Origin of the sequence: Streptomyces sp. NPDC044984, from assembly GCF_040646935.1 — a bacterium.
Taxonomy (GTDB): Bacteria; Actinomycetota; Actinomycetes; order Streptomycetales; family Streptomycetaceae; genus Streptomyces.
The window spans coordinates 110,919-137,238 of record NZ_JBEZBE010000012.1 but is presented as its reverse complement, the minus strand read 5'-3'; the positions used below and the strand labels follow the sequence as shown (position 1 = coordinate 137,238).

Genomic DNA, 26,320 nt, shown 5'->3' with positions numbered 1-26,320 from the left:
GGGGAACAGGGACGGCCGGTTTCGTCGGCAGTGGGCGGTGACTTCGCCGAGGATCTCCTCGGCGGTCTTCGTCCGGACGAACGGCCCGCCGGACGCCGGTCGCGGAAAAGCCGCCCACGAGATCGGCGTCCTCGTCCGCCGCGGGTCTGGATTGGAGAAGGGTTAAGGGGGCACGTGCGCCTCAGGACGGTGGAGGAGCGACCAGCCAATGACCGAACGACCGGTGACGGCAGCAGAGCAAGGGTCCGGAACAGCGGGCCGCGAGGACGCGAGGACGCCGCCGCTGCGCCCCGGCGACTACGAGCCGGCCGACTACGCGGCAGTCGTGGTGCGCAGTGCCCGGGAGGCCGGGGTCTCGCCCCTGCTCGTGATGACCGTGCTCCACAACGAGGCGTACAAGCCACACCATCCCCTGCTGGAGCGGTTGTGGCAGTGGTGGAAGCCCGGGGCGTCCTTCGGTCTGGCCAACATGCACCGGGCGACGTTCGAACGGGTCCGGCGGACGCACGGCCTGCCGGGGCGGTGGCAGGACCTGCGCGACGACCCCGCCTTCGCCATCCGCTCGGCCGCCCTGCACCTGAGGGATCTCGACCGGAGCCTTCCGCGGCGGCACGTACGCCGTTACACCCGCGACGAACTCCTCGCCCTCGGTTACAACACGGGTGAACGCAACATGCGCGCCTTCGCCCGGGGCGTCCCGCCGGGCCCCATGGCACGGTCGTACCTGCGCCGTTTCCGCGCCCACCGGGAACGAGCCGCCGCGGCTCTGGCCGACGGCGGCGAGCCACGCGACGCGGTCACCGGCTAGCACCGCGACGGCATTCGCCTCGGCTGTCGGCCGGGCCGGTCCTGGTGTGGTCGTGGGCGGCGGTGGCGGTGGGCTTCGTCCGCCCGGGACGCACCGAGCACGAAGCGGTGCGTGCGGGGGGATCGTGTTCTCCGGACCGGCGACAGGCGACGCCGACGTCGCCGTCGGCACCCCGTGTGCACGGGTTTTGCCGGACGGCTGCCGGAAAGGCCGCGATCCGGCAGGCCGTCGACGGATGTGACGCTCCCGTCCGTCTGCGTCGCTTCGCCCTCCCCCGCCGCCGGAGTCGGCGGTGCGCAGGCCCGGGTGGAGTGGCCGCGTGACGACGCGCCGCGTGCGGCGGCGCGTCGTCACCCGTGAGAGCGGCCGTCACCAGGGGTGTCAGGCGCGGCTGCGCGTCCAGGACGAGGGGTTCGTCCCGCAGGACCGCCGCGCCCGGTGGGCAGGCCGGCCGCGGGCCCCTCAGGTCACCGGTCCCGCGGCCGGTGGCGCGGGGTCGTAGGCGGCGTCCCGGGTGAGGTCCCGCAGGCGGAGGGCGGCGGTGAGCAGGTCCCGGTGGCTGGTGTAGAGGGCGTTGACGCCGAAGCGCAGCAGGTCGGGCGCGCGCATGTCGGCGATGACGCCGGTTTCGGCGAGGGCGGCGACCAGCCCGCGGGCGTGGGGGTGGCGGAGGGTGACCTGGCTGCCGCGGCGGCCGGGGTCGGCCGGGGTGACGGAGGTGAAGCCCAGGGGGGTCAGGAGTTCGTCCGCGCAGCGCAGGAAGAAGCCCGTCAGGGAGAGGCTCTTGGCGCGGACCCGGGTCAGGTCGACGCCGTCGAAGGCGGTGAGGGCCGCCTCGAGGGCGAGCAGGGACAGGATCGGCGGGGTGCCGATGCGGGCACGGGCGATGCCGGGGGCGGGCGTGTACTCCCGGGCCAGGCCGAACGGATCGGCGTGGCCGGTCCAGCCCGGCAACGGCGTTTCCAGGTCGGCGTGGTGGCGGTGCGCCACGTACAGGAAGGCGGGGGCGCCGGGGCCGCCGGAGAGGAACTTGTAGCCGCAGCCGACCGCCAGGTCGACGCCGAGGGCGTCGACGTCCAGGGGCAGTGCGCCGGCCGCGTGGCACAGGTCCCACAGCGCGAGGGCGCCGGCGTCGTGGGCGGCCCGGGTCAGCGCCCGCATGTCGTACAGCTCGCCGGTGCGGAAGTCGACGGGCGCGTAGCTGACGACGGCGGCCCGGTGGCCCTCGGCGGCGAGGAAGCGCGGGAGGTCCTCCGGCGGCACCCGCCGTACCTCCAGGCCCCGGCGGCGGGCGACCGCGTCCGCCAGGTAGCGGTCGGTGGGGAAGTGCCCGGGGTCGGTGACCAGCAGCGGGCGGTCCGGGCGGAGCGCGGCCGCGGCGTCGAGCGCGGTGAACAGCTGCACGCTGGTGGAGTCGCCCGCGACCGTCTGCCCCGGCGCGGCCCCGATGAGCGCGCCGATGGCGTCCCCCACCCGCAGGGGCGCCTCCCACCAGCCGGCCGCGTTCCAGGAGCCGATGAGTCCGGTGGCCCACTGGCGTCGCACGACGTCGTCGAGGGCCGCCGGTACGGCGGCGGGCAGCGGGCCCAGGGAGTTGCCGTCGAGGTGGACGACGTCCGGCGGGAGCAGGAAGCGCGCGCGGAGGGGGGCCAGGGGGTCGTCGGCGTCGAGTCGTGCGGCCCGTTCGCGCAGGTCGGCCGGTGCGGAGAGGGCGGTGGTCATCGGCGTGCGGCCTCCTCGTCCGCGCGGCCGGAGTGCTCCGGGGTGAAGGCGGCCGTCATCTCCCGGAGGGTGTCGGCGACCGCGCGGGCGCCGGGTGCTCCCGGTTCGATGAGGGTGTAGTGGCCGGTGCCGGGCAGGACGACCGTCCTGAGGTCCCGGTGCACGGCCGCGTAGTCGCTGAACTGGGTGAGCGGGACCTCCTCGTCGGCGGCGCCGTGCAGCAGCACGGTGGGAACGCCGGTGGTGCCGGCGTCGCGCAGCAGGGTGAGGGGGTCGGTCTCGGGCAGCCGCTCCTCGAAGTTCTCTTTACCGCCCAGGAGTTGCAGCGCCGCGTCGTTGCTGAGGCCGTCGCGGCGGGTGGCGGTGAGGTCGGTGATCGGCGCGAGGGCGAGCACGCTCGTCGGCAGGGTGCGCGTGTGCCAGCGCGAGCCGGGCGGCAGCAGGCCGCGGGCGGCGCACCACAGCGCGAGGTGGCCGCCGGAGCAGTGGCCCGCGAGGACGTAGGGCCGGCCCCGGGGCAGGGTGTCCACGATGCGGGCGACGTCGTCGAAGGTCTCGGGGTAGCCGCCCGCGCCGCCGGACCGGCGGAAGCCGGGGAGCAGGACGTCGAAGCCCTGTCGGGAGAGCCAGGCCGCGAACGGGGTGAGGTGCATCCGGTCGTAGCGCCAGTAGCCGCCGTGCAGCAGGACGACCAGCGGGGCGCCGGGGTCGTCGGACGGCCAGGCGTCGTAGGACTGGTGGGGGTGGTCGCCGTAGCGGCCGTGCGCCGGTGCCAGCACCGGCTTCAGGCTCAGGACCCGCCGCTCCTCCTCGGCGGCGAAGGCGGAGATCGCCCTAGACGTCACCGCGCACCTCCCACAGTTCGGGGAAGACCGGGCGGGCCGCCCGCTGCTCCAGCCAGGCGAGTCCGGCGGAGCCGGCGCTGCCCGGTTTGACGCCCATGGCACGGCGGACCACCAGGAGGTGGTCGAACCGCCAGCGGGTGACGAGTTCGGCGATGTCGGTGAGCAGTTCGCCCAGTGCCAGGTGGGGGTGGTGCCGTGGTCCGGCGTAGACGTGCCGCCAGGCCTCCACGACCCCGGGGTCGCCGGTGTAGGGGCTGGTCACGTCCCGCTCGCGGACGTGGCGCGGGACGGGCAGGCCCTGGCGGTGGAGGTGGGCCAGCACCTCGTCGTACAGGGACGGTTCGCGGTAGGTCTCGGCGAGCGCCTCGTGGACGGCCGGATCGCCGCGGTGGGCGCGCAGCAGCCCGGCTGACTTGTCACCGAGGAGGAACTCCATGTGGCGGTACATCGCCGACTGGAAACCCGACGCCCGGCCGAACGCGGCCCGGAAACCGTTGAACCGGGCGGGGGTCAGCGCGGCGATGGGCGCCCAGGCGCCGCCCAGGGCGGTCAGCGCGCGGCGGCTGCGCTCCAGCGCGTCCATGGCCGCGGGCAGGTCGTCCTTGGCGAAGGCCACCCGGGCCGTGCGCCACTCGTGCACGATCAGGGTGAACCACAGCTCCATCACCTGGGTGGTGACGAGGAACCCCATCTCGTCCGGGGCCTCGGTGAGCGGGTGCTGCAGCGAGTTGAGCACGGACGCGTGCACATACGTGTCGTAGGGGCTGGCGCCCGCGAAGGGCCGGGTCAGGGCGTCGTCCGTCGCCGGCTCGTCGAGGGTGGACGTGCGGTCGTTCATCGCATCTCCTGGGGGTGCGTACGGGTCACACACCGAGGTGGGCGCCGCCGGAGGCGTCGATCCACTGGCCGGTCACCCAGCGGGCGTCGTCGCTCGCGACGAAGGAGACGACGTCGGCGATGTCCGCCGGGTCGCCGAGCCGGCCGAAGGCGGAGGCCTCGGAGTAGCGGCGGCGGATCTCCGGGACGGCGAGGGTGGGGTTGATCTCCGTCTCGGTGTAGCCGGGTGCGACGGCGTTGACGGTGATGCCCCGGGGGCCCAGTTCCTGGGCCAGGGAGAGGGTGAGGTAGTCGAGGGCGGCCTTGGTCATGGTGTACGCGACGATCGCCGGGAAGGCGACGCGGGTCGCGACGGAGGAGATGTTGACGATCCTGCCGCCGTCCCGCAGGCGGTCCAGGCCGCGCTGGATGATGAAGAACGGCGCCTTGGTGTTGATCGCGAAGACGCGGTCGTAGTCGGCCTCGGTGACCTGGGCGAGGGGGCGGGGGACGGTGATGCCCGCGTTGTTGACGAGGATGTCCAGGCCCGCCGGGGCGTCCTGCTCGGCCAGGGCCGCGTCGAAGGCGGACCAGAGGGTGTCGGCGTCGCCGGGGACGCCGAGTTCGGTGTGTACGGGGAAGGCGCGGCCGCCGTCGGCCTCGATCTCCTTGACGGTGCGTTCGGCGGCCGTCAGGTCGTGGCCGTAGTGGACCGCCACCAGGGCGCCCTCGCGGGCGAGGCGGCGGCTGACGGCTCTGCCGATGCCCCGGCTGCCTCCGGTGACCAGGGCGGTCTTTCCCGCGTGGCGGGCGGTGACGGTCATCGTGGGTCTCCTTCGCTGAGGGGGCGTGGCGTGCGGGTCAGACGTCGAAGTCGAGGGTGATCTCGGGGGTGCGCGGGCGGGCGCGGCAGACGAGGGTGTAGCCGGCGGCGCGGTCCCGCTCGTCCAGGGCGTGCTGGCGGTCCGCCGTCACCTGACCGGACAGGACCTTCGCGCGGCAGCTGCCGCACACGCCCTCACGGCAGGCGTACGGCACGTCGGGGTGGGCGCGCAGCAGCGCGTCGAGGAGGGCCGGGTCGTGCGGCAGGACGGTGGCGGCACGGCGGCGCCCGTCGAGCAGGGCGGTGACCCGGGCCTCCCCCGTTCCCGGTGCCGGTCCGGTCGTCCCCGGTGCCGGCCCGGTCGTCCCCGGTGGCCGCGGTGCCGTGCCGCCGGCCGTGAACAGTTCCCAGCGGACGAGCGACGGATCGGCTCCCTCGTCGGCCAGGACCCGCCGTGCGGTGTCGATGAGGCCGGGGGGTCCGCACAGGGCGAACGTGGTGTCCGGGCCGGGACGGGCGTCCACGGCCGCCAGCAGGCGGCGCAGCCCGGCCGCGTCCAGCCGCCGCGCGAGCGGGCCGCCCACGCTCCCCGGGTCCTCACGGGTCAGCACGTACAGGACGGTGAAGCGGTCGACGAACTCGTCCTTCAGCTCGGCCGCTTCGTCAGCCAGCAGGGCGTCGGCGGAGGTGCGGACCGAGTGGACGAGGCTGACGCGGCAGGCCGGGTCCCTGCGCAGCACGTGGGCGGCCATCGGGGCCAGGGGGGTGATGCCGGTGCCGCCCGCGAGGAGGACGTGGTGGGCGCCGGGCAGCTCCGGCAGGGCGAAGGTCCCGGTGGGCGGGGAGAGTTCGAGGTGGTCGCCGGGTGCGAGCCGGGTGGTGGCGTGCTCGCCGAACCCGCCGGGGCCGGCCCGTCCGATCACCAGGCGGAGCGTCCCGGGTGCGTGCGGCGGCGGGCAGACCGAGTAGCTGCGGCGCAGCACGGCGCCGGCCCGGCGGTGCCGGACGGTGACGTGCTGGCCGGGGCGGTGGGTGAAGACGTCGCGCAGTGCGGCGGGCACGTCCAGGGTGACGGCCACCGTGCCGGCGGTCAGGTGACGGACCTCGGTGACGTCGAGCGGGTGCCAGCCGGCGCGGCGGGGCGGACCGGCCGGTACCTCCTCGGGGGAGGCGGGCGGGCGGGTCGCGGTGTCCACGGTGTGCCTCACAGTGCGGTCAGGTGGGGGAAGGGCTCGCGGCACGCCGTGCACCACAGCACCGACTGGCAGCGGGAGGGCCCGAAGGGGCTGTGCGGCCGGGTGGCCCGTGAGCCGCAGTGCGGGCAGGGCACCGCGACCGGTTCGACGGTGACCGGGCCGGCGGGGGCCGGGGACACGGGCGGGGCGATGCCGTGCGCGGCGAGCTTGCGCCGCCCCTCGGGGGTGACGCGGTCCGTCGTCCAGGGCGGCGTCAGGACCTGCCGGACGCGGCCGTCGGGGTGACCGCAGTCGGCCAGGACGTCCCGTACCGCGGCGGTGATCTCGGACAGCGCGGGGCAGCCCAGGTAGGTGGGCGTGATCTCCACCTCCAGCACGCCGTCGGCGCCCGGCGCGACGGAGCCCACCACGCCGAGGTCGCCCAGGCCGATCACCGGCAGTTCCGGGTCCGGCAGCGCCTCCACCCGCTCGCGCACCTCCTCGGCGGAGCGGCGGGCCGTGACCGGCCCGCTCACCGGGTTCCTCCCGCTCACCGGGTTCCTCCCGCTCACCGGGGTCCCCCCGCTCACCAGGTGCCTCCGGGGAACTGCCGCCGTACCGACTGCAGTTCGGCGATCAGCGGGCCGAACTCCTCGGTGTGCAGGCCCGAACGGCCTCCCGTGGCCGACCAGGTGGGTGCGGGCACGGTGAGGCCCGCCCCGGTGACGACGCCGGTGACGCGCCCGAGCCATGTCTCGCGCAGGGGTGCCGGTGAGGGCGCGGCTCCGGAGGCGGCCAGGCGGCGCAGCGGGCCGTCCTCCTCGAAGAGTTCGCCGGTGTACGGCCACACCCGTTCCAGGCCGTGCTGCATGCGGCGGGCGCTCTCCTCGGTGCCGCGTCCCAGGGTCACCGTCCAGCGGTCCGCGTGCAGCCGGTGGAAGGCGACCTCCTTGGCGGCGCGCGCCCCGAACGCGGCGAGTTCGGGGGTGGCGCGGTGCGCGAGCGCCTCGTAGTACAGGACGGCGTAGTGGGTGTAGGCGAGCTGCCGGGCCACGGTCGTCGCGAAGTCCCCGTTGGGGAGTTCGGTCAGCAGGGCGTTGGTGAACTCGCGTTCCGAGCGGGCGTAGGCGAGGTCGTCCTCGGTGCGGCCGGTTCCGTCGAGCCGTCCGGCCCGGGTGAACAGGGTGCGGGCGTGGCCGATGAGGTCGAGGGCGATGTTGGACAGGGCCAGGTCCTCGTCGACGGTCGGCGCGCGGGTGATCCACTGGCACAGGCGCTGCCCGAGGACGAGGGCGTCGTCACCGAGGCGCAGGAGGTGCCGGGCCAGGTCGGGGTCGGTGGACGGCCCTTCGCCCGGCAGGGGGCCCGGGCGCGCCGCCGGGAGGTCACTCGTGGTGCTCACCTTCGGGGCCTTTCTCGGTCAGCGGCGCGTAGTGCTCGGGGTGGCGGTACGGCTTGTGGCGGGCGCCCGCGAAGTACGGGTCGCGCTCGTCCGGGGGGACCGTGTGCACGGCGTCGGAGCGGACCACCCACAGCGACAGGGGTTCGCCCCGGCGCGTGTACAGGTCGCGGGCGGCGGCCAGGGCCGCGTCCGGGTCGGCCGCGCGCACCGACCCCGCGTGCTGGTGGGCCAGGCCCCGGCGGGCCCGCAGGAAGACCTCCCAGGACGCCGGTGCGTCCTCCGGTGCCCCGCTCATGCGTCCCCTCCTGTCGTCGTGTCCGTCCGTGCGGCGTACGCGGCGGCGGCCCGGCGGACCCAGGCGCCGTCCTCGTGCGCGGCCCTGCGGTGCGCGATCCGCTGCCGCGCCCAGTGGGTGTCGTCGCCCAGCGCCTCGCGGTAGGTGTCCCAGTCGATCGGGGTGAAGTCGTAGTGGCCGCGTTCCTCGTTCCAGCGGATCGCCGGGTCGGGCAGCGTCAGGCCGAGGCGTTCGGCCTGGGGCACGCACTGGTCGACGAAGCGCTGGCGCAGTTCGTCGTTGGTGTGGCGCTTGATGCCCCAGGCGATCGCGCGGCGGGAGACCGCGGCGCCCAGCGCGGCGGTCCGCGCGTCGGCGCCGCCCGCCTCGGTGTCGGGCGGCCCGAACATCAGCGCTACGGCCGGCAGCCACCAGCGGTTCACCGCGTCCTGCGCCATCTCCTTCTGCTGCGGCGTCCCCTCGCACAGGGCGCGCATCAGGTCGTAGCCCTGCCGCACGTGGAAGGCCTCCTCCTGGCAGACGCGGCGCATCGCCCGGGCGTACGGCCCGTAGGAGGTGCGGCACAGGGGCGCCTGGTTGATGACGGCGGCACCGTCCGTCAGCCAGGCGATGGCCCCGGTGTCCGCCCAGGTCAGCGCGGGGTGGTTGAAGGTGGCGGAGGCGCGCTGCCGACCGCGGTGCAGGGCGTCCAGCAGGTCGGCGCGGTCCACGCCGAGCGTCTCGGCGGCGGAGTACAGGTACAGGCCGTGACCGGCCTCGTCCTGGACCTTGGCGAGGAGGACCGACTTGCGGTGCAGGGACGGGGCGCGGGTGAGCCAGGCGCCCTCCGGCTGCATGCCGATGATCTCGGAGTGGGCGTGCTGGGCGATCTGGCGGACCAGCATGCGGCGGTACCCGTCGGGCATCCAGTCGCGCGGTTCGACCGTCCCACCGTCGGCGATGAGCGCGTCGAAGCGGGCGAGCAGCTCGTCCTCGTCCGCGGCGGCGGCGGTGGGGGCGGTGGTCGAGGCGCTCACCGGGTACCGCTCGGGCGTCCGGTGAAGGCCGGGACGGTGCCGTGCTGCGGGCACCGTCCCGGGGCCCAAACCCGTACCGGCTGCCTGGGCACGCGCATCACTCCTTCGGCTCGGGACCGCCCGCACGGGGCGGGCGGGGCGGGTGGCTTCGTTGCGGTAAGAGGCCGGGCGCGCGGCCCCGCTATCCCCGCCGCACGAGGTTCGGGCGCGTGACAAAGCTCACGGACCGGACCGGGGAGTGGGACCGGGCCCCACCCGCCTCTTCAGGGGGTGACAGTCGTACACCGCGCGGCGGCCGGCACGCCGAGGCGAAAGGGGAAACCATGAGCACCATCAGGGAGTTGCTGGTCGAACTCACCGGTACGGCCGAGTACGCCGACCAGGTCGGCGACGACGTCGACCTGGCCGCCAGCGGCATCGACTCCGGGGACCTGGTGCGCCTCGTCCTCCTGGTGGAGCAGCGGCTCGGCGTGGAGATCACCGCCGAGGACATGGAGGGGCTGCGCACGATCGGCGACTACGAGCGCTTCGTGGCCGAGCACGCGGTCGCCGGTGCGAGCGGCGGTGCGTGATGTGGCTGACGCAGCTGCTGGAGCGCAACCGCCAGTGCCGGCCCGGCAGGACCGCGCTGGTCGACGAGGAACGCAGCGTCACCTGGGCCGAGTTCCACGACCGCACGCTGGAACTGGCGTGTGGGCTGGCCGAGTTGGGCATCGAGCGGGGTGACCGGGTCGCCGTGCTCTCCAAGGACCGGATCGAGGTCCTGGAGAGCTACTTCGCGCTGGCCCGGCTCGGTGCGCTGTTCGTGCCGCTGAACCACAGCCTGGCCGAGCCCGAGGTCGCCGGGATCGTCGAGCGCGTCGGCGCGGTGGCGGTCCTCGGCGAGTCCGAGCTGCTGGACCGGCACGCCGAGCTGCCGGCGTCGGTGCGGATCCGGCTGGCCTTCGACAAACCCGCCTTCGCCGCGCTGGGCACCCTGGCCGCCGGACGGGACCTGCCGGACGTCGCCGACACCGACCCGATCGCCGTGCTGCACACCTCGGCGACCACCGGGCAGGCCAAGGGCGTCACCGTCGACAGCGCGTCGTTCCGGGCCATCGCCCTGGGCTGGCTGGTGATGGCCCGCCCCACCGACGACATCGTCATGGTCAACTGCTGCCCGCTGTACCACGGCAGCATGGTCGTGTCCCTGACCTACCTGGCGGCCGGCGCGACGGTCGTGCTGATGCCCGGCTTCACCCCGCAGCGGGCGCTGTCCGCGGTGGAACGGCACCGGGCCACCCACATGTGGCTGGTGCCGCAGATGCTGCGCTTCATGCTGCAGGCCCGGGCGTCCCACCGCGCCGACCTGTCCTGTCTGCGGGAGGTCCTGTACGGGGCCGCCCCCATGCCGCTCGACGTCTACGCGGACGCGGTCGAGCGGCTCGGCTGCGGCTTCCGGCAGGTGTACGGCATGACCGAGGTGGGCGGCCCGTTCGTCACGCTCGGCCCCGACGAGCACCCCGCCCCCGGGGACGTCGCCGTCCGCATCCCGTGCGGGCGGGTCGTGCCGGGCATGTCCGCCCGCGCGGTGGACGCGGACGGCCGGGAGCTGCCGCCCGGTGAGACCGGGGAGATCGTGGTGCGCGGGCCGGGCGTCATGCGGGGCTACTGGAACGACCCGGAGGCCACCCGTGAGATCACCCTCGACGGCTGGATCAGGACGGGCGACCTCGGCTTCATGGACGACGAGGGCCGCATCAGCCTGGTGGACCGCACGAAGGACGTGATCATCCGCGCGGGCCAGAACGTCTACCCCTCGGAGATCGAGCGCGCCCTGATGACCCACCCGGCGGTCCGGGACGCGGCGGTCGTCGGGATGCCCGACGAGGACTACGGCGAGGTGCCGCTGGCGTACGTGGCCCTGGAGCCGGGTGCGGAGGCGGGCGCGGCGGCGCTGCTCGCGCATGTCGCGGGACTGCTCGCCCCGTACAAGCGCCCGCGGCGGGTGGAGTTCATCGAGCAGGTGCCGCGCAACCCCGCCGGGAAGATCGTCAAGAAGCTGCTGCGGGTGTGAGCGCGTGCGGCGGCAGGTGGCGGACGGTGACGTGTCCGCGCTGCGTCCGCTGCTGGCCGCCGCCGGGCTGGGTCTGGGCGTCGCGGCCGTCTCGGAGCCGTGGCCGCGGCCGGCCGGGCCCGCCGAGGCGGCCGCTGCGGCGTCGATGCCGCCGAAGCGCCGGCTGGAGTTCCTGGCCGGGCGGCGGGCCGCCCGCCGGGCCCTGCGCGCGGTGGGGCTGGAGTGCGGTGAGATCCCGCGTTCGGGACGGCTGCCGGTGTATCCGCCGGGCCTGGCGGCGTCGATCTCGCACAGTGCCGGGACCGCCGTCGCCGTGGCCCGCGCCCCGGGCCGGGACCTGCCGCTCGGCTGCGACCTGGAGCTGCGGCCCCTCCCCCGCGACGCGGCCCGCCTGGTGCTGCGCGCGGACGAGGAGGCACTGCTCGACGACGAGGAGATGCCGCCCGGTGCGGGTGCGGCCTGGTCGGTGACGGAGCTGTTCTCCGCCAAGGAGGCCGCCTGGAAGGCCCTGGACGTACCGGAGAGCGGATGCCGGGCCGGACCGGCGGGGAGTCTGCGGGACCTGCGGGCGTCCCCCTCCGGGGACGGCCTGCGCGTCTGTGTGCGCACGGATCCCGCCCACGCCGTGCGGGTGCGGGTGGTGCGCGTCGGGGCGGGCGTGTTCAGCTACGTCGCCGGCCGGGCCGGCGCCCGCGGCTGACCACGTGCTTCCGGCCCCCGGGGCGATGCCCCGGGGGCCGGAAGCCGTTCGTACCGGGTCAGCGCTCCGGCGTACCGCCGTCCCGGTAGGAGCGCCGCACCGCGTCGGCGGCCTTGTCGGTCCGGGCGTCGTACTTGTCGCCCGTCCGCCGGTCGACCGCCCGCTCGGCGCCCGCGACGCCCTTGTCGGCCTGGTCGGGGTGGCCCTTGGCCATCTGCTTGGCCTTGTTCATCATGTCGCCCAGCTTGCCCATGGGGTACCTCCGGGGGGGTGCGTGTGCGTCGTACCCCGCCGCAGGTACCCCTCAGGCCGAGCGCGAATCACCCGGCCCCGCGCACCGCCGCCCCGTCCCTCATCCCCGGTCGCCCACCCGTGCGGCCATGTTCCCCGCCGGGTGCCGGTTGTCGTGGATGAGCTGGTGGGCGAGGCCTATCTCGTCGAAATCGAAGGTCTGGGACAAACACGGGTCGATGATCCCCTGGTCGATCAGCCGGGTGACCTCCCGTGCCTCGCGGGCGGTGGCGACGTGCGAGCCCTGCAGGCGCTTCTGCCGCATCCACAGGAAGCGCAGGTCGACGTCACCGTTGTAGCCGGTGGTGCCGCCGCACAGGACGACCATGCCGCCGTTGTCGCACAGGTACAGGGACGTGGGGATGGTGTCGGCGCCTGAGTGCTCCAGCACGATGCGCGGGCTGCGGCGCTCGCCGAGCACCTCCCAGAAGGCCCGCCCGAAGGCGCGGGCCCCTGACAGCCAGCGGCCCATCGCCTCGTCGTCGGAGGTGTCCGGGAGCCGCCCCCAGTGGTCGAACCGCCGCCGGTCGATCCAGCCCTCGGCGCCCAGCTTGAGGCAGAACTCGCCGCGTTCCTCGCTGGAGACGACCGCGACGGGGATGCCGCCGACGTGCCGGACGAGCTGGATGGCGATGCAGCCCAGTCCGCCGGCGCCGCCCCAGACCAGCACCGGGTCGCCGGGGCGCACCGTGTGCGGCGGCCAGCCGAAGAGCTGGCGGTAGGCGGTGGCGGCGGTCGCCATGTAGCAGGCGGCCTCCGCCCAGGACAGCCGGGCGGGCTTGGGGTGGCACATGTAGTCGTCGACGACCGCGAACTGGGCGAAGGAGCCGTAGTTCTCCTCGTACCCCCACACCCGCTGGCTGGTGGACCAGGTGGGGTCGCCGCCGAGGCGGATGTCGTCGGCCTTCTCGTCCCAGCGGTTGGCGAGGACGACGACCTCGTCGCCGAGCCTCACCCCGCGCACGTCCTCGCCGACCGCCCACACGATCCCGGACAGGTCGGAGCCGCCGATGTGGAAGTCCTCGGTGGCGCCCGCCTTCTGCCGGGCGGCGATCACGTCGAGCGGCGAACCCAGCGCGGCCCAGACGTTGTTGTAGTTGATGCCGGCGGCCATCACCTTCACCAGGACCTGTCCGCGCCCCACGGGCGGGACGTCGACCACCTCGGTCCGGAAGGCGTCGACGGGCTGTCCGTAGCGCTCGCGGCGGATCAGCGAGGCGTACATCTTCTTCGGGGCGGTGCCGATCTCGGGCGCGTCACCGAGTTCGTAGAGTTCCTGGGTCGCTCTCACGCCGGCTCTCCTCAACGCGTGCTCAGGGGTGTTCAGGGGGAAGGGGAAGGGTGGTTCAGCCGCCGAGCCCGCGCAGGGCCTTGGCGACCGCCTCGCCGATGCGGGCGATCGGCTCGGGTTCGGTCATCTCGTAGTGCCCGCAGGGCACGTGGTGGTCGTACAGCGTGCCGTCGACGTGGGGCCGCCAGCTGTCGGCCTTGCCGGGCAGCACCGCCAGGTCGGCCGGGAAGTCCGTGGGTTCCTCCTCGGCCGCGCTGAAGAACAGCACGTCGCCCCGGAAGACACCGGGAGTGAACTGGGGTGCGATGCGCAGGTTGTTGCGCATGACGGCGGCGATGGCGGCGGCCTCGGCGCGGGTGACGGGGGAACTCGACGGGTCGGCCGTGACCCGGGCGTCGATCCGGTCCAGGACGGTGTCGACGCCCGGGGGTGCCGCGGCGAGGTCGACGGAGAGTCCGGCCACCCTGGACAGCAGGGCCGCCACCTGGCGTTCGGCCGCGTCGGGGTCATGGGCGGTGCCGTGCGGCTGGGGTGCGTCGAGCATGGCGAGGAGTTCGACCCGCTCGCCGTCGCGCTGGAGGGCGCAGGCCATGGCGTGCGCGACGAATCCGCCGTAGGACCAGCCCAGCAGCCGGTACGGGCCGTGCGGCTGCACGCCGCGCACCAGGTCGAGGTAGTGGGCGACCATGGCGGCGGCGTCCGGCGCGGGCGGGGTGGTGCCGTCGAGGCCGGCCGCCTGGATGCCGTGGACGGGCTGGTCGCCGCCGAGGTGGGGCAGCAGACCCGTGTAGCGCCAGGACACGCCCGCGCCGGGGTGGACGCAGAACAGGGGGGTGGCGGTGCCCTCGGCGCGCAGCGGCAGCAGCGGGCTCAGCGCGGTCGGGGTCTTCCCGGTGGTGGTTCCGTCCGGTTCGTCGGCGGAGGCGAGGACCCCGGCCACCGTGGGCGCGGCCAGCAAGGTCGCCGCCGGGACGTCGAGGACGCCGGCCTGGCGGAGCCGGCCCGCCAGCAGCACGGCGCGCATGGAGTCGCCGCCGAGGTCGAAGAAGTTGTCGTGCAGGCCGATGCCGCCGATTCCCAGGGTCTCCTCCCAGAGCCGGGTCACCGCCTGTTCGCGTTCGGTGCGCGGCGGTACGTGCTCCGTCGTCAGCCGGGGCCGCGGGGCGAGGCCGGGACCGGTGTCCCCCGTGGCCGGGGTGTCGTCGGAGGCGGCGGGGGCGGTCCGGGCGCCGGGGGCGTCGATCCAGTGGCGCCGGCGGTCGAAGGCGTACGGGGGCAGCGGCGCCCGCCGGGGCGCGCCCGGCACCGGGGGCAGGGCGCTCTCCACACCCGCGCTCCACAGCCGTCCCAGCGCCTCGGCGAGGACGAACCCGTCGGACGCCTCGGCCTTGGCGTGCCGCATGGTGGTCACGGTCACCGGTGCCTCGTCGGCGAGCCGGCCGGTGGCCAGCTTGGTCAGGGTGTCGCCCGGCCCGATCTCCACGAGGACGGGGTGCATGCGGTCCCAGAGGGCGGCGATGCCGTCGGCGAACCGCACGGTGGCGCGGGTGTGGTCGATCCAGTGGCGTACGGAGACGGCCTGGGCGTCGGTGACCCAGGTGCCGGTGACGTTGGTGACGTACGGGATGCGCGGGGGGCGCAGGGTGACCTGGCGGAGGTGGGTCTCGTAGGCCGGCAGGACCGGGTCCAGGACGTGGGAGTGGGCCGCGACGGGGATGCGCAGACGGCGGAACGGCACGCCCCGGCGCGTCAGTTCGGCCTCGAAGCGGGTGACGGCGTCGAGGTGTCCGGCGACGGTGCAGGCGTGGGGGCCGTTGACGGCGGCGAGGGACAGTTCGTCGTCGAGCAGCGGCCGGATCTCCTCGGCCGGGGCGGCGACGCCGACGGTGGCTCCTCCGGCGGAGCTGATGAGCCGGATGCGTTCGGTGACCAGGGGCAGCATGTCCTCGAGGTCGATGACGCCGGCCAGGCAGGCGGCCGTGTACTCGCCGAGCGAGTGGCCGATCAGCGCGTCGGGGCGTACGCCCGACTCGATGAGTGTGCGGGCCAGGGCGTACTCGGTGACCACGAGCCCGAGGAAGGCCGAGGTGTCGTCGGGGCGCCGTTCCTCGAAGAGGGCGGTGCGCAGGTCGGCGCCGAGGACGGGCCGCAGGATGCGGGCGCACTCGTCGACGGTGTCGCGGTAGACGGTGTGGTCGCGGTACAGCTCCGCGCCCATGCCGGGGTACTGGGTGCCGCCGCCGGGCAGCAGGAACGCCACGCGGGCCGGGTCGTCGGAGAGCGGCGGGGTGGCGGGGGCGGCGGTGCGCAGCGCGCCGAGGGCCTCCTCGCGGGAGGCCGCCGTGACGGTGAGCCGGTGGCGCAGGGCGGGCCGGTCGGTGCGCAGGGAGTGGGCCACGTCGTCCAGGCGCAGCTCCGGGCGGCGTTCGAGGTGCCGGGCGAGGGCGTCGGCCTGGCCGCGCAGGGCGCCCGCGGTCCGGGCGGACAGCGGCAGCACCAGGCGGCGTCCGTCCTCGGGCGGGCGGGGCGCGGCGGGGGCGGTGGGCGGGGCCTCCTCCAGGATGACGTGGGCGTTGGTGCCGCCGATGCCGAAGGCACTGACGGCGGCGCGGCGGGGGTGCTCCCCCGCGGGCCAGTCCTCCAGGGCGGTGGGCACGCGGAAGGGGCTGGCGTCGAAGTCGATGAGCGGGTTGGGCCGTTCGAAGTGCAGGCTCGGCGGGATCTGCCGGTGTTCCAGGGCGAGGACCGCCTTGATGAGTCCGGCGATGCCGGCGGCGGCTCCGAGGTGGCCGATGTTGGTCTTGACCGAGCCGAGCGCGCAGAACCCGGTCCGCCGCGTGCTCTGCCGGAACGCCTCCGTCAGGGCGGACACCTCGATCGGGTCGCCGAGTTTGGTGGCGGTGCCGTGCGCCTCGACCAGGCCGATGGTGGCGGCGTCGACCTCCGCCTGGGCCTGGGCGGCGAGGACGACCTCGGTCTGTCCGGGGGCGCTGGGCGCGCTGAAGCCGACCTTGCGGCGGCCGTCGTTGTTGACGGCGCTGCCGCGGATGACGGCGCGGATGCGGTCGCCGTCGGCGAGGGCGTCCGCCAGCCGTTTGAGCACGACGGCTCCCACGCCGTCGCCGGAGGAGGTGCCGGCGGCGTCCGCGGCGAAGGCGCGGCAGTGGCCATCGGGCGAGAACGGCCCGTCGGGTACGTGGCGGTAGCCCAGGACGGCGGAGGGGTTGAGGGAGACGGCGGCGGCGAGCGCGGTGTCGCAGCGGTGGTCCAGCAGGTCCTGGCAGGCGGTGTGCACGGCGACCAGCGCGGTGGAGCAGGCCGTCTGGAGCGACACGCTCGGGCCGGTGAGGCCCAGTTCGTAGGAGAGACGGGTGGCGAGGGTGCCGAGGGAGTTGGCGGTGGCCGCGTGGACGAGCGCCACCGAGCCGGGCTGCCCGGCGAAGCGCGGGTACACGTGGGCCGGGTAGTAGCGGCTGTCGCCGGCGCCCGCGTACACGCCGAACGCCTCGCCCGTACGGTCCCCGCCGAGGCAGCCGGCGTCCTCCAGGGCGTGGTACGCCGTCTCCAGCAGCAGCCGCTGCTGGGGGTCGACAACGGCGGCCTCGGCGGGGCTGTAGCCGAAGAAGCCGGAGTCGAAGCGGTCGATGCCCTCGACGACGGACGCCATCCGGATCAGTGCCGGGTCGTCCAGGTCGCGCGGGTCACCGCCCGCGGCGAGGAACTCCTCGTCGGTGACGGGCCGGATCGCCTCCCGGCCGGCCGCGAGGTTCTCCCAGAAGGCGTCGAGGTCGTCGGCGCCGGGGAAGCGGCCCGCCATGCCGATGACGGCGACGGCGGGGAGGTCCTCGTCGTGGGGTGTGCTGGTGTCGTGCACGGCCTGTGCCTCGTCCTCTCCCGGCTCGGTGGTGTCGTGCGCGGACTTCGCCCCGTCCCGGTCCGGGCCGGTGGTGTCGTGCGCGGACTTCGCCCCGTCCCGGTCCGGGCCGGTGGTGTCGTGCGCGGACTTCGCCCCGTCCCGGCCCGGGCCGGTGGTGTCGCGCGCGGACTTCGTCCCGTCCCGGCCCGGCTCGGTGGGTTCACGCACGGCCCCGGTCCTTCCCGTGTCGTGCGGCGCGGCGCGCGCGGGCGGCGCGCTGGCGCTGTGCTTGTTCCCTGGCGTGGTCCAGGCCGCCGCCGGCCTCCGGCCGGGGTGACGGTCCGGCCTCCGCCACCGGGGCGGCGCCCCGCTCCGACAGGTGGCGGGCGAGGTCCCGGACGGTGGGGTGGGCGAAGAGGTCGACCACCGACAGGTCGGTGCCGAAGGCCCGGTTGACGGCGGTCTGGGCGGTGACCAGGAGCAGGGAGTTGCCGCCCAGGTCGAAGAAGTTCTCGTCCCGGCCCACCCGGTCGCGGCCCAGGACGCCGCACCACACCTCGGCGAGCCGGCTCTCCAGCCGCCGCGGGTCCTCCCCCGTCTCCGCCCCGTCCTCGTACGGGCGGGCGGTGGTGCCCGCCGAGCGCAGCGTCCACGCGTCGGACAGGCCGGCCGCGCGGGCGCCGTCGGCCGCCGCGCGGCACAGGGCGCCCAGGTCGGTGCCGTCCTCCAGGCCGACGCGCGCGGCCAGGCGCCGCACCTGCCGCACGGGGGCCACGACGTGGCTGCGGACCCAGGGGGCGGTGCGGTCGGCGCCGATCAGCAGGTGCGGCTCGTCCAGGGAGCGGGCCAGGTCGAACGAGCGCAGCGCGGCGGGGACGTCGAGCAGCCGGTAGCCGCGTGCCTCGGTGAGCGCGGTGAGCCCGTAGCCGCGGCTCATGCCGCGCTCGCGCCACATACTCCAGGCCAGGGACTGCGCGGGCAGGCCGAGGCGGCGGCGGTAGTGGGCGAGGGCGTCCAGGTAGGCGTTGGCGGCGGCGTAGGCGGCGTTCATGGCGCCGCCGAAGAAGCCGTTCACCGAGGAGAAGGTGACGAAGGAACCGACCGGGTGGTCGGCGGTGAGCCGGTGCAGCGTCCACGCGCCGCGCACCTTGGCTTCCAGCGCCCGGCGCCAGGTGGCGGCGTCCAGCTCCCCCACGGGCCGTTCCACGAACGTGCCGGCCAGGTGCAGCACCGACCCCAGGGGCACGCCCCACGCCTCGGCGGCGTCCTCCACCGCGGCCCGTACCCGGCGTTCGTCGGTGACGTCGGCACAGGCGTAGCGGACCTCGCCCAGCTCCCTCAGCCGCGCCGGAACGGCGGCCTCGGACGCCGGTGTGCGGCCCACGATCAGCAGCCGGGTACCGGGAGTGCGGAGCAGATGCGCCGCGATCTCGGCGCCGACGCCGCCCAGTCCCCCGGTGAGCAGGGTGAAGCCGTCGTGCGCGGGCGGCTCCGCGCGGGACGGGGTGTCGGGCAGGGGGGCGAGGCGGCGTACGTGCCGGTGCCCGTCGCGGTACGCCACCTCCGCGCCGTCCGTGGTGACCGTCGCCTCGGCCAGCAGGACGGGCAGCGGGTCCTCACCCCCGTCCGGTGCGAGGTCGAGGTGCGCGGCGCGCAGCCGACCGGATTCCTCGGCCAGCGACTTGAGGAGCGCGCCCGCCATGGCGTGGGCCGGGGAGGGGCGGTCGCCGGGGCCCACGGCCTGGGCACCCGCCGTCACGTGGACGAGGTCGACGGGGCGCTGCCGTCCGGGCCGGGTGGTGAGGGCGCGGGCGAACGCGAGCAGTCGCTCCGCGTCTGCCGTGTCGTCCGGCGCCGTCTCCGGGTCTCCCGTGCCGCGCAGCCCTTCGATGTGGAGGACGGCGTCGACCGGTCGCTGGTCGTGCTCCAACTGATCCAGCAGCGTGGCGTAGTCGGACCGCTCGGCGGGCCGCACCCTGTAGTGCGCGGCGTCGAGCCGGGCGTACGACGCTCCCTCACCGACCACCGTGCACAGGCCGCCGGCGGACCGCAGCGCGTCGGCGAGCCGTTCCGCGAGCTTCCCGACCCGGGGGTCGCCGCCCGCCAGGACGAGGGTGTGCCGGCCGGGCGCCGTCGTAGGGGCACCGGGGTGTTCCGCCCGCTGCCACACCGGTCGCAGGAACCAGTCGGGGACGGTCGCGGCGGTGCCCAGCAGCACCTGGGTCCGGCGGACCTCGTCGTCGAAGTCGCCCGCCTCGAAGCCCTTGCGCAGCTTGGTGCGCTGGATCTTGCCGATCTCGGTCTTGGGCACGGCGTCCCGCGCGACCGGGATGAGGAAGACCGGGCTGACGCCGATCTCCCGGGTCACCTTGCCGGTGATCTCGCGGAGGGCGGTGGCCGGTTCTGCGGCGGCTTCGGGGGTGAGGTGGAAGAACAGGGCCAGTTCGTCGGTGGGCGACGACGGGTCGGTGCGCACCGCGACCGCGGCGGTGAAACTCCGCTCCACGTACGGCAGTTCCTCGACGCAGGCCTCGATCTCGTGGCTGTAGTGGTTGACGCCGTTGACGATGATGACGTCCTTGGCGCGGCCGGTGATGTACAGCTCGCCGTCCCGCAGGAACGCCAGGTCGCCGGTGTCGAACCAGCCGTCCTCGGTGAACGCCTCCGCGTTGGCCGCCGGGTTGTCGTGGTAGCCGCCGGTCACGGAGGTGCCGCGGACCTGGAGCCGGCCGGCGTCCCCTTCGGTGAGGACCGTGTCCTGCCCGTCGACGATCCGCATGGCGAAGCCGGGGTAGGGCCGGCCGCAGCTGACGAACGTCCCCTCGTCCGCGACGGGTTCGCCGGGCAGGACGGCGTCGGTGACCACGGAGCAGGTCTCGGACATGCCCCAGCCGGGATGCATCACGTGCTGCGGCAGGCCGAACGGCTTCAGCGTGTGCAGGAAGCGGCGGGCGGCCGGGGCGACGACGACCTCACCGGCGTTCATCACCAGCCGCATAGGGGACAGGTCCCAGGTGCGGCCGGTGAAGCGGTGGGACTGCTCGGCGAGGAGCCCGAAGGCGAAGTTGGGCGCCCAGGTGACGGTGACCCGGTGCCGGTCGGCGAGGTCCATCCAGCGCAGCGGGTCCTGGAGGATCCAGGAGGTGGGGGCGTGGATCTGGCGGCAGCCCAGGTACACGTCCCGCAGGTGGAACATCACCACGCCGGTGACGTGGTCGAGCGGGATCCAGTTCAGGGAGACGTCGTCCGCGCCGAGCCCGTTCAGCTGCTCGGTGGCGGCGGAGCGGGTCAGCACGTTGCGGTGGGTGAGCCGCACCGCCTTGGGCAGGCCGGTGCTGCCGGACGTCATCAGCATCAGCAGGAGGTCGTCGGGCGCGGCGGGGTGCCAGTCGTGGTCCTCGGGCGCCTCGCGCAGCGCGTCGGCCGTGGTGAGCCGCAGCCCGGGCCGGTCCTGCCGGGCGGCGAGGGCGCGCAGCCCGGCCTCGCGGGCGGCGGAGCACACGATCCACGGCCGGCCGAGCATCCGCCAGATGCCCTCCAGCTTGGTCAGCGCCGCCGAGGGCGTGTCGTAGGAGGCGGGGACGGTCAGCGGGACGGCGACGAAGCCGCCGAGGACGCAGCCCCACAGGACGGCGAGGAAGTCCTCGGTGGCGTCGCACTGGAGGATGACCGTGTCGCCCGGGCGCAGGCCCACCCGGCGCAGACCGGCGAGGACGCGGGAGGCCTCGGGGATCAGGGAGGCGTAGGTGCGCCGGTGTTCGCTGCCGTCGGGGTGGACGTGGACGATGTCGCCCCGGTCCCGTGCGGCGGCGCGGCGCAGGGCCTCGGCCCAGCTCGGCACGGACGGCTCGGTCAGAGCGGGGCCCTCGCTGAGCGCCGGGACGGCGGACGCGCGGTCGGTGCGGGCGGGGGCGGGGGCGGGTTCCGTGGTGCGGTCGGGCAGGCCGGTGTGGCGGCGGTCCGGTTCCTCGGGGGTGTTCTCCACCGTCACCTCGGCGGTGGTGACGCCGGGGAGGGCGGCCAGGCGTTCCCGCCAGGCTCCGGCCGCGGTGCGGTCGACGGCGGGCAGGGCGCGCAGGGCCGCGGTGTCGACGGTGCCGTCCGCTGCGCGGGGCAGCGCGTTGACCGCCGTGACGCGGACGGTGCCGTGGCCGGCGCGGTCCAGGGCGTCCTCGACGCGTTCGGCGGCGTCCGCCCGCCCCGGCACCACGTACAGGCGCGGTGGGGTGCCGTCGGCGCCGGGCAGGGCGCGGGCGGCGCGGATGCCGGGCACGGCGAGGGCCGCGTCCTCCAGTTCCGCGGGGCCGGTCGCGGCCGGGGCGGGGGTGCGCCCGGGGAGCGCGGGCAGTTCCGAGACGCGAGCCCCGGGGTCGGCACCCACCGTGCGCAGGGTCTCGTGCAGGGCGTGGGTGAACGCCTCGGCGGTGCCGGCGTCGTACAGGTCGGTGGCGTACTCGACGTGCAGGGTCAGGCCGTCGGGGGCGCCCTCGGGAGTGTGGCGTTCCAGGACGTCCACGAAGAGGTCGAACTTGGCGGTGCCGGTGGCGGTGGGCCGCAACTCGGCTCGCGTGGAGTCCAGTTCGAGGACGGCGGGTGCGTTGTTCTGCAGGGCCAGCATCACCTGGAACAGGGGGTGCCGGCCGGGTGTGCGGGGCGGGTTGAGGTCGTCCACCAGCCGGTCGAAGGGCAGGTCCTGGTGGTCGAGGGCGGCCAGGTCGGCGGTGCGCAGCCGGGCGAGGAGGTCCCGGAAGGCGGGGTCGCCGGAGGTGTCGGCGCGCAGCACCAGGGTGTTGGTGATCAGGCCGATCAGGGGGTCCAGCGCGGGTTCGGTGCGCCCCGCGACGGGAGTGCCGAGGACGATGTCCTCGCCGGCGCCGCAGCGGGTGAGCAGGGCGCTGACGGCGGCATGCAGCACCATGAACAGGCTGGTGCCCCCATGGTCGGCGAGGCGCAGCAGGTCGCGGTGCAGGGTGGCGTCGACGGTGGTCTCGACGTGCGCGCCGCGGCCGCGCGGTGCGGTGGGGCGCGGCCGGTCGCCGGGCAGGGTGCACTCCTCGGGCAGGCCGTCCAGCGCGGTGCGCCAGTGGGCGGTGAGCCGCTCCAGCCGGCCCGGGCCGTCCGGTGCGGGGGCCAGCAGGGCGCGCTGCCACAGCGCGTAGTCGGCGTACTGCACCGGCAGCGGGGTCCACGCGGGCGCCCGCCCGGCCCGGCGGGCCGCGTAGGCGGTGCTCAGGTCGGCGGCGAAGGGGCCGAGCGACCAGCCGTCGGCCGCGCTGTGGTGCAGGACGAACAGCAGCGCCCGCTCGCTGCCGGTGCCCAGCAGCCAGACGGCGAGGGGGCTTTCGGCGGTGAGGTCGAAGCGGTGCCGCAGCGCGGCGGTGACGTGGGCGGCGGTCTCCGCGGCGGGGCAGTCGACGCGCCGCAGGACCGGGCGCAGCTCCCCCGGCGGCAGGATGCACTGGTGGGGGACGCCGTCGTGCTCGGTGATCACGGTCCGCAGGATCTCGTGGCGGTCGGCCAGGTCGCCGAGGGCCGACCGGAGCGCCTCGGTGTCGAGGCCGGCGTCGACCGGGACGAGGAGCGGGATGTGGTAGGTGGCCGCTCCCTCGTCGAGCCGGTTCAGGAACCACATGCGTTCCTGGGCGAAGGACAGCGGCACCCGCTGCGGGCGTACGGCGCCTGCGAGGGCCGGCCGGGGCGGGGCGTCGTCCGCCCGTACGTCGAGCCGTCGGGCGAGGGCGGCCGGGGTCGGGGTCTCGAACAGGGCGGTGATGGGGATCTCGGCGCCGGTCTCGTGCCGCAGGCGGGCCAGCAGGCGGGTGGCGAGGAGGGAGTCGCCGCCGAGGTCGAAGAAGTTCACGTCGGTGCCCACGGTGTCCCGGGGCAGTTTCAGTACGTCCTCGAACAGGGCGCACACCACGGCCTGTTGCGGTGTCGTGGGGCGGGTGCCGGACGCGGCGGCGGTGAAGTCGGGGGCGGGCAGGGCCTGGACGTCGAGTTTGCCGTTCGCGGTCAGCGGCAGCGTGTCCACCGGGACGCAGGCGGCCGGGACCATGTGTTCGGGCAGGTGGGCGGCGGCGTGGGCGCGCAGTTCGGCGGGGTCCACGGGGTCGTCGCCCGCGGGGACGGTGTAGGCGACGAGGTGCACAGTGCCGTTGTCGGCGCGGCGGGGCACGACGGCGGCGCGGGCGACGCCCGGATGGGCGGCGAGGACGGCCTCGATCTCGCCGGGTTCGACGCGGAAGCCGCGCAGCTGCACCTGGGCGTCGGCGCGGCCGACGTAGTCGAGCGTGCCGTCGGGGCGGCGCCGGGCCAGGTCGCCCGAACGGTACATGCGGGTGCCGGGCAGGCCGTAGGGGTCGTCGAGGAAGCGCTCGGCGGTCAGTTCGGGCCGGTTCAGGTATCCGGTGGCGACGCCGGCGCCGGAGACGTACATCTCGCCGGTCGCGCCGGGCGGCACCGGGCGCCCCGCGGCGTCCAGCAGGTGGACGCGGAGGTCGGCGAGCGGGGTGCCGATGACGCTGCCGCGGCGCGGGTCGTCCAGGTCGGCGCGGGTGAGGCGGTGGTGGGTGACGTGCACGGTGGTCTCGGTGATGCCGTACATGTTCACCAGCGCCGGGCGGTCCAGGCCGTGCCGGTCGGCCCAGGGGCGCAGCCGCGCGGGGCGCAGGGCCTCGCCGCCGAGGACGACGTAGCGCAACGCCCCGGTGTCCCCGGCCCGTTCCAGGTCGGCGTCGATCAGCTGTTCGAAGGCGGACGGCGTCTGGTTGAGGACGGTCACGCCCTCGCGGTGCAGCAGTTCCAGGAACTCGCGCGGCGAGCGGCTGACGGCGTGCGGCACGACGACGACCCGGCCGCCGTGCAGCAGGGCGCCCCAGATCTCCCAGACGGAGAAGTCGAAGGCGTAGGAGTGGAACAGCGTCCACACGTCGTCGGCGCGGAAGTCGAAGTGCCCGGCCGCGGCGGCGAGGAGGCGCACGACGTTCGCGTGCGGGACGGGCACGCCCTTGGGGCGGCCGGTGGAGCCCGAGGTGTGGATGATGTACGCGATGTCGGACGGGCTCACCGGCCCGTTCCGGTCGGTGTCGCTCAGGTCGGCGGCGGGGCGGCGGGCGAGGTCCGCCGCGACCTCCGGGTCGTCCAGCAGGACGGCGGGGAGGGTGTCCGGGGCGAGGTGGGCGTGGGCGCGCTCGGTGACGAGGACGACGGGGTCCGTGTCCTCGACGACCAGCCGCAGCCGCTCGGCCGGGTGACCGGGGTCCAGGGGCAGGTAGGCGGCGCCGGTCTTGAGCACGGCCAGCAGGGCGGGCAGCAGCCGCACGCCGCGTTCCAGGGCCAGCGCCACCACCCGGCCCGGGGCGGCGCCGTGTTCGGTCAGCAGCCGGGCCAGGCGGTTGGCCTCGGCGTTGAGCGCGGCGTACGTGAGCCGTTCGTCCCCGCAGGTGACGGCGGTCCGCTCGGGCCCGGCCGCCGCCCGCTCCTCGAACAGCTCCGTGAGGGTCCGCTCGACCGGATACGTGTGCACGGGTGTGTCGCGGGGGTGTTCGCCCGGCAGCAGGATGTCCAGGTCGCCCAGCGGCGTCGTCGGCTCCGCCTCGGCCAGCCGGCGCAGCAGCGTGCGGAACCGGTCGCGGTGCAGGGCGAGTTCGTCCTCCTCGTACAGGGCAGGGTTGGCGTCGAGGGCCAGCCACAGTCCGCCGGGGCGGGCGCCGGGGCGCACCGAGATCTGGAGGTCGTCGACGGCTCCGCCGGACAGGTGGTGCCAGGTGGTGGGGTGTCCGCCGAAGACCGGGGACTCGTCGAACGGGACGATGTTGAGGACCGGCCCGTACAGCCGGCGCCCGGTGCCCAGCAGGCCCAGGTCGCGGCGGAGGAACTCGCCCCGGTAGCGCTGGTGGCGGCGCAGGGCCTCCAGTTCGCCGGCGACGGTCCGGGCCAGTTCCGCGACGGGCGTGTCGGGGGCGGCGGCCACCCGCAGCGGGAGGACGTCGGAGGCGGTGCCGGGGGTGCGCAGGGCGGCGCCGCCGAGGCGGCTCATGGTGGCCAGGCCCAGCACCAGGTCCCCGGCGCCGGTCATGCGGTGCAGGTAGGCGGCGGTGGCGGCGGTCAGCAGGTCGGTGCGCCGGACGCCGAGGCGGGCCGCGGCGGCGTCGAGGGCGTCGGTCTCGGCGGGCGTCAGTTCGGCAGTGCGGCGCAGGAAGGGCGCGGCGGGGGCGGCCGTACGGGAGGTGAGCCGGGCGGGTTCCGGCAGGCCGGCCAGGCGCCGCGCCCAGTGGTCGCGGTCGCGGGCGTACCGCTCGGAGGCGCGGTAGGCCGCCTCCTCCGCCTGGAGCCGGCTCACCGGCGCGAAGCCGCAGGGGTCCGGCTCGCGCCCCTCGGCCAGGGCGTTGTACGTCTCGGCCAGGCGCCGTCCGAGGAGCTTGTAGCTGTAGCCGTCGAGCAGGAGGTGGTGGGCCCTCAGCAGCCAGAGGAACCGGTCGGGGGCCAGGGTCAGCAGGGTGTGGGCGAACAGCGGGCCCTTGTCCAGGTCCACGGGGGCCGCGAGATCGGTGCGGACGTGGGCCCACGCGGCGGCTTCGGGATCGTCGGCGCCGCTGACGTCGACCCGGTGCAGGGTCCAGTCGTCCGCGTCCGGGGCGAGGTGGCAGCGCGGTCCGTCGTCGGTGTCGGCGAACCGCAGGGCGAAGGTGTCGGCCTCGCCGACGGTGCGCCGCAGCGCGGTCTCGAACAGGGTGGTGTCGAGGGGGCCGTGGATCTCCACCGCCTCCGCGGTGTTGTACGCGGCGCTGTCCGGTGCGAGCCGCCCGGCGTACCAGAGGCCCTCCTGGGCTCCGGACAGCGGTCGACGTTCGTCCTCCTGGAGTGACATAGCACAACCCTCACGTGGCAAGCCGTAATGTCCCGGACGGCGAAGGCCCGGCCGGATCGAACGGGTGCGGTCACCGCTCCGCGCCGCCCTCGCGTGTGGGTACGCGCCGGGCCGGCCCGCAGGGCGGAAAGGAGGCCGCACGCCGAGGGCGGGGGATCACGTCACCCGCCCCGGTTTCACGGCACAGCACGGTGGTGCACCGGAACCGGCCGGGTCAAGGGGAACCGGGTTCCCCGGACGCCGGTTCAGGGATTTCCCTGAAGAATGCGGAGCCGGGGATTGCGCGCACCGGTTCAACTTTTAGGGAAATCACGTGACTTCCCCTCGCGTCGGGTTCCCGGCTGGATTCCGCAGC

The 26,320-nt window shown here is 75.3% G+C and carries 17 protein-coding genes; 4 read left to right on the top strand and 13 right to left on the bottom strand.

Annotated elements, in window-relative coordinates:
• The first annotated feature begins 208 nt into the window (after positions 1 to 208).
• The gene (locus AB0A94_RS15665; protein ID WP_361744530.1) at positions 209 to 808 is read left to right on the top strand and encodes a lytic transglycosylase domain-containing protein; all 600 of its coding nucleotides are present in this window, start codon (positions 209 to 211) and stop codon (positions 806 to 808) included.
• Between the two features lie 462 nt (positions 809 to 1,270).
• Here the strand turns inward: AB0A94_RS15665 and AB0A94_RS15660 are convergent, their stop codons facing one another.
• The 9 genes from AB0A94_RS15660 to paaA are packed head-to-tail and all read right to left on the bottom strand — an operon-like array spanning position 1,271 to position 8,851.
• Positions 1,271 to 2,530, bottom strand: a complete 1,260-nt coding sequence (locus tag AB0A94_RS15660) for an aminotransferase class V-fold PLP-dependent enzyme (protein WP_361744528.1) — start codon at positions 2,528 to 2,530, stop codon at positions 1,271 to 1,273.
• Positions 2,527 to 3,375: an alpha/beta fold hydrolase gene (locus tag AB0A94_RS15655; protein WP_361744526.1), complete on the bottom strand. Its 849-nt coding sequence runs from the start codon at positions 3,373 to 3,375 to the stop codon at positions 2,527 to 2,529. Before AB0A94_RS15655 ends, AB0A94_RS15660 begins: the two co-directional genes overlap by 4 nt.
• Positions 3,365 to 4,213 (bottom strand): tryptophan 2,3-dioxygenase family protein, encoded by an 849-nt coding sequence (locus AB0A94_RS15650; RefSeq protein WP_361744524.1) that lies wholly within the window; start codon positions 4,211 to 4,213, stop codon positions 3,365 to 3,367. The genes AB0A94_RS15655 and AB0A94_RS15650 overlap by 11 nt, the downstream gene beginning before the upstream one ends.
• A 25-nt stretch (positions 4,214 to 4,238) precedes the next feature.
• Positions 4,239 to 5,015, bottom strand: coding sequence for an SDR family oxidoreductase (locus tag AB0A94_RS15645; protein WP_361744523.1), 777 nt, complete (start codon positions 5,013 to 5,015; stop codon positions 4,239 to 4,241).
• Positions 5,016 to 5,052: 37 nt separating this feature from the next.
• Positions 5,053 to 6,210: a 2Fe-2S iron-sulfur cluster-binding protein gene (locus tag AB0A94_RS15640; protein WP_361744521.1), complete on the bottom strand. Its 1,158-nt coding sequence runs from the start codon at positions 6,208 to 6,210 to the stop codon at positions 5,053 to 5,055.
• 8 nt (positions 6,211 to 6,218) lie between these two features.
• Positions 6,219 to 6,725, bottom strand: a complete 507-nt coding sequence (paaD, locus tag AB0A94_RS15635) for a 1,2-phenylacetyl-CoA epoxidase subunit PaaD (protein WP_361744519.1) — start codon at positions 6,723 to 6,725, stop codon at positions 6,219 to 6,221.
• Positions 6,726 to 6,775: 50 nt separating this feature from the next.
• Complete coding sequence (gene paaC / locus AB0A94_RS15630) at positions 6,776 to 7,549, bottom strand: 1,2-phenylacetyl-CoA epoxidase subunit PaaC (protein ID WP_361744645.1); 774 nt, start codon at positions 7,547 to 7,549, stop codon at positions 6,776 to 6,778.
• Positions 7,550 to 7,574: 25 nt separating this feature from the next.
• A complete protein-coding gene (paaB, locus tag AB0A94_RS15625) occupies positions 7,575 to 7,886 on the bottom strand; it encodes a 1,2-phenylacetyl-CoA epoxidase subunit PaaB (RefSeq protein ID WP_361744517.1) in 312 nt (103 codons plus the stop codon).
• Positions 7,883 to 8,851: a 1,2-phenylacetyl-CoA epoxidase subunit PaaA gene (paaA, locus tag AB0A94_RS15620; protein ID WP_361744643.1), complete on the bottom strand. Its 969-nt coding sequence runs from the start codon at positions 8,849 to 8,851 to the stop codon at positions 7,883 to 7,885. Before paaA ends, paaB begins: the two co-directional genes overlap by 4 nt.
• A gap of 374 nt (positions 8,852 to 9,225) precedes the next feature.
• Here paaA and AB0A94_RS15615 point away from each other — a divergent pair, with 374 nt between their 5' ends.
• Genes AB0A94_RS15615 through AB0A94_RS15605 form a run of 3 tightly spaced genes read left to right on the top strand, consistent with a single transcriptional unit; the run spans position 9,226 to position 11,658 of the window.
• Positions 9,226 to 9,474: an acyl carrier protein gene (locus AB0A94_RS15615; protein WP_361744515.1), complete on the top strand. Its 249-nt coding sequence runs from the start codon at positions 9,226 to 9,228 to the stop codon at positions 9,472 to 9,474.
• Positions 9,474 to 10,958 carry an AMP-binding protein gene (locus AB0A94_RS15610; RefSeq protein ID WP_361744513.1) on the top strand — a complete coding sequence of 495 codons (1,485 nt, stop codon included), beginning with the start codon at positions 9,474 to 9,476 and terminating at the stop codon, positions 10,956 to 10,958. The genes AB0A94_RS15615 and AB0A94_RS15610 overlap by 1 nt, the downstream gene beginning before the upstream one ends.
• A gap of 4 nt (positions 10,959 to 10,962) precedes the next feature.
• Positions 10,963 to 11,658 (top strand): enterobactin synthetase, encoded by a 696-nt coding sequence (locus tag AB0A94_RS15605; protein ID WP_361744511.1) that lies wholly within the window; start codon positions 10,963 to 10,965, stop codon positions 11,656 to 11,658.
• Positions 11,659 to 11,716: 58 nt separating this feature from the next.
• Here AB0A94_RS15605 and AB0A94_RS15600 read toward each other — a convergent pair whose 3' ends face one another.
• From AB0A94_RS15600 to AB0A94_RS15585, 4 genes are all read right to left on the bottom strand, one after another.
• Complete coding sequence (locus AB0A94_RS15600) at positions 11,717 to 11,911, bottom strand: antitoxin (protein WP_361744509.1); 195 nt, start codon at positions 11,909 to 11,911, stop codon at positions 11,717 to 11,719.
• A gap of 99 nt (positions 11,912 to 12,010) precedes the next feature.
• Positions 12,011 to 13,240: a crotonyl-CoA carboxylase/reductase gene (ccrA, locus tag AB0A94_RS15595; protein ID WP_361744507.1), complete on the bottom strand. Its 1,230-nt coding sequence runs from the start codon at positions 13,238 to 13,240 to the stop codon at positions 12,011 to 12,013.
• 55 nt (positions 13,241 to 13,295) lie between these two features.
• The gene (locus AB0A94_RS15590) at positions 13,296 to 17,114 is read right to left on the bottom strand and encodes an alpha/beta fold hydrolase (RefSeq protein ID WP_361744641.1); all 3,819 of its coding nucleotides are present in this window, start codon (positions 17,112 to 17,114) and stop codon (positions 13,296 to 13,298) included.
• Between the two features lie 202 nt (positions 17,115 to 17,316).
• Entirely contained in the window at positions 17,317 to 25,965 is an 8,649-nt protein-coding gene (locus AB0A94_RS15585; RefSeq protein ID WP_361744506.1) for an amino acid adenylation domain-containing protein, read from the bottom strand.
• Positions 25,966 to 26,320: the final 355 nt, after the last annotated feature.